At 47.8% G+C, this 2,729-nt stretch carries 4 protein-coding genes; all 4 read left to right on the forward strand.

Features of this window, described 5'->3' with window-relative positions; translation table 11 throughout:
• A partial coding sequence (gene mqnP / locus Q0413_RS07955) for a menaquinone biosynthesis prenyltransferase MqnP (protein ID WP_298988445.1) occupies window positions 1–827 on the forward strand: 827 nt, incomplete at its 5' end.
• Window positions 828–836: 9 nt separating this feature from the next.
• A complete protein-coding gene (locus tag Q0413_RS07960) occupies window positions 837–1,196 on the forward strand; it encodes a hypothetical protein (protein WP_005869739.1) in 360 nt (119 codons plus the stop codon).
• An 80-nt stretch (window positions 1,197–1,276) separates the two neighbouring features.
• Window positions 1,277–2,242 carry a GTP 3',8-cyclase MoaA gene (moaA, locus tag Q0413_RS07965; protein ID WP_298988446.1) on the forward strand — a complete coding sequence of 322 codons (966 nt, stop codon included), beginning with the start codon at window positions 1,277–1,279 and terminating at the stop codon, window positions 2,240–2,242.
• Window positions 2,239–2,729 (forward strand): 7-carboxy-7-deazaguanine synthase QueE (locus tag Q0413_RS07970; protein ID WP_298988447.1); only part of this gene is annotated, 491 nt, incomplete at its 3' end. The genes moaA and Q0413_RS07970, both read left to right, overlap by 4 nt.

Genomic DNA, 2,729 nt, shown 5'->3' on the forward strand with positions numbered 1-2,729 from the left:
TAGTTTTTAAACACTCGGTTTTCGCGCTGCCGTTTATCTTTACGGCGATGATTACTGCAAGCAAGCTGCAAAGCGGCTCGGTGTGGTTCGGCTGGAAGTCGCTTTTTTTAGGGATTTTATGCGCGGTAAGCGCGAGAAGCTTCGCGATGGCGATAAATCGTTACTTGGACGAGGATATCGACCGCGCCAATCCGCGCTGCGCTTCGCGCCCTAGCGTGGACGGACGGATCGGGCGCGGAAATTTGCTGCTTTTCATCATCGCGAACGCGGTGGTTTTCATAGCGGTTTCGGCGTTCATAAATCCTTTGGCGTTTAAGCTTTCGATGCCGATTTTAGCGGCATTAGGCGGGTATTCGTATTTTAAGCGCTTTAGCGAGACTGCGCATTTGATGCTCGGCTTTTGCCTGGGGCTTGCGCCGATTGCCGGAGCGATCGCCGTTAGCGGCGGAATTCCGCTGTGGTCGGTGCTGCTGTGCCTCGGGGTAGTGTTTTGGGTGGGCGGCTTTGACGTGCTATATTCGCTTCAAGATATGGAATTTGACCGCACGGCGAGGCTTTACAGTATCCCTGCGCTTTATGGCAAGGAAGCTTCGATGTTTATCTCTAAAATTTTTCACGCCGTAGCAGTGCTTTTTTGGCTGCTGTTTTGCGCAGCGGCAAATTTAGGCTTTTTTGCCTATTTGGGCGTGGCTGCGTGCGCGACGATCCTGTACTTCGAGCACAGGATCGTGCAGAAAGATTTTAGCAAGATTGATCGCGCGTTTTTCACGCTCAACGGCTACTTGGGCATTGCGTTTTTCGCTTTTGTTTTTGTAAATTTATTTTAAGGAACCCCTATGGATCTTAACACTATCATCATTTTAGGACTTTGCGTCGTTATATTTTTGATGTTTTTCGTCATATATTTTAAGGATAAGCAAGCGGATAAAAAATTCGAACGCTTCGATCAGGTGCTGACTGACGCTATGCAGGAAAATTATCTGCTTAAAAAGAAGGTCGAGGAGCTAAAAGAGATGATCGATTCGGGCGGTAAAGTCGCTCCCAATATCGATATAAACGCGATTGCAGACGTGATCGACGAGACGATAGAGCAGAGACTAGATGTAGTGCCTACGATGATCGACGAGCGGGTAGAAAAGCAGATCAGACCGCTACTAGATCAGCTTAAAGAGCTCATCGGCTCGGTAAGAAAATAGCCTGAGCAATATAAAAATAAAATTTTGCAAAATCGCTTTGTTTTTTATATAATCGCCGCAAATTGATATTAAGGCAAAATATGCTAATTGATAAATTTGGACGAACGATCGATTATTTGCGCATTTCGGTTACGCAGCGGTGCAATTTCAGATGCAGATATTGCATGCCTGCTACGCCGTTTAACTGGGTGCCTCGAGAGAATATTTTAAGCTTTGAGGAGATGTTTTTATTCGTCAAAGTTGCGATCGACGGCGGCGTAAAAAAGATCCGTATCACGGGCGGCGAACCACTGGTGCGAAAGGGGATCGAGGATTTTATAAAGATGATCGCGGATTACGCCCCAGGTATCGATCTTGCGCTTACTACCAACGGATATTATCTCAAAAACTACGCGCGCGCCCTGAAAGACGCCGGGCTAAAGCGCATCAATATGTCGCTTGACTCGCTGCGACCGGAGCGGGCTAAATTTATAGCTCAGCGCGGCGTGCTTTATAACGTCTTAGAAGGCCTTGACGCCGCGCTTGAAGCGGGGTTAAAGGTTAAGCTAAACACCGTCGCGCTAAAAGGGATCAACGACGACGAGCTTATTTATTTGTTGGAATTTGCCCGCGAGAAGGATTGCCAGATCCGCTTCATAGAATTTATGGAAAACACCCATGCCGGCGATCTTACAGGATTAAAATCAAACGAAATTTTAGATATTTTAAGGCGTAAATTTATCTTTACCGCTCTGCCGAAATCGCAAAGCTCGCCCGCGTCGCTTTACGCGCTCGGGGACGGCTACACCTTCGGTATCATCGATCCGCACAAGCACGATTTTTGCGAGAGCTGCAACCGCATCAGACTAAGCGCCGAGGGGCTTTTGATCCCGTGTCTTTACTTCGAGGACGCGCTAAGTATCAAAAAGGCGGTCAAAGAGGGCGACATCGCCGCAGCCGCCGAAATTTTGGCTAAAATTTTAGCGAATAAGCCTGAAAAAAATCGCTGGCAAACTGACGCTTCGAATGAAATTTCAAGCCGCGCATTTTACGAGACGGGCGGATGAGGCTCGTAGAGAGCTTTTTAAGTATCCAAGGCGAGGGCAAATACGCAGGCAGACTCGCGCTTTTCTTTCGCTTTGCGGGCTGCAATCTGCGTTGCAAGGGCTTCGGCGGCGAGCGCGTTTCGCCAAAGACCGGCGAGATCTTGCGCGGCTGCGATACGATCCGCGCGGTATTTACAAATCACTTCGAGCACGAAGAAATTTTAAATTTAGCGCAGCTTTTGAATAAAATTCCAAATTTATCAGGTTCGTCCTGTTTCACGCCCGTGTGCTCTACGCCGGGTTTTTGCGCCGCCGAGTCTTTTTCTAAAAGCGATACCTTAAATTTCGCCGCCGCGCAAAGACTTCCCCGCCAAAACGGTAGCGCAGAAAAATCTTTAAATTTAACGAGCGAAAATTCTTTAAATTTCGCGGCGCAGAATTCTTCAAATTTAAATCCGCAAAGCTCCGTTTCACCGCAGAGCGCTAAGCTTTATCAAAAGCCTATCAT

The organism is uncultured Campylobacter sp., from assembly GCF_938045465.1.
Taxonomy (GTDB): Bacteria; Campylobacterota; Campylobacteria; order Campylobacterales; family Campylobacteraceae; genus Campylobacter_B.

Coding starts and splice junctions, on each gene's coding strand:
- Q0413_RS07960 (WP_005869739.1), top strand. CDS start 837: ATGGATCTTAACACTATCATCATTTTAGGACTTTGCGTCGTTATATTT.
- moaA (WP_298988446.1), top strand. CDS start 1,277: ATGCTAATTGATAAATTTGGACGAACGATCGATTATTTGCGCATTTCG.